Source organism: Mesorhizobium sp. BHbdii, from assembly GCF_053848045.1.
Window position 1 is genome coordinate 1 of sequence record NZ_JBSPKX010000164.1, and the last position, 481, is coordinate 481.

Consider the following 481-nt stretch of genomic DNA (forward strand, 5'->3'; position numbering starts at 1 on the left):
CTGGACACGGTCGGGCTCAGCGGCATCGGCCATCTGCCGTTCGGCTATCTCTCGACTGGGCAAAGGCGTCGGGCGGCGATCGCCAAGCTCTTGGTCAGCCACCGGCCGCTGTGGCTGCTCGACGAGCCGACGGCGGGTTTGGACAAGGCGTCGGAGGCGCGGTTCGCGGGGCTGATGATGGAGCATTGCGTGGCTGGCGGGATGATTGTCGCGGCGACGCATTTGCCGCTGGGGATCGAGGCGACGGAGTTGAAGATGGGGGTGGCCGGTTGATGGTGGCACTCTACGGCGCCCCCCTCTGTCCTACCGGACATCTCCCCCACGAGGGGGGAGATTGGCTGTTGGCTCGGTTTTCGCCAATCTCGAGCATTGCTAGAAGTGTGCCGTCGGCGGAGCTGCCGATCTCCCCCCTTGTGGGGGAGATGGCCGGCAGGCCAGAGGGGGGCGCCACAGAACGCCGTCCTCAACAAGGGACCACATC

General features: G+C 66.5%; 1 protein-coding gene. It reads left to right on the forward strand.

What is annotated here, in order from left to right:
• Nucleotides 1-273, forward strand: a 273-nt coding sequence (locus ACWTU8_RS32415; protein ID WP_455851323.1) for an ATP-binding cassette domain-containing protein, incomplete at its 5' end; no start/stop codon positions are given.
• Between the last annotated feature and the right edge of the window lie 208 nt (nucleotides 274-481).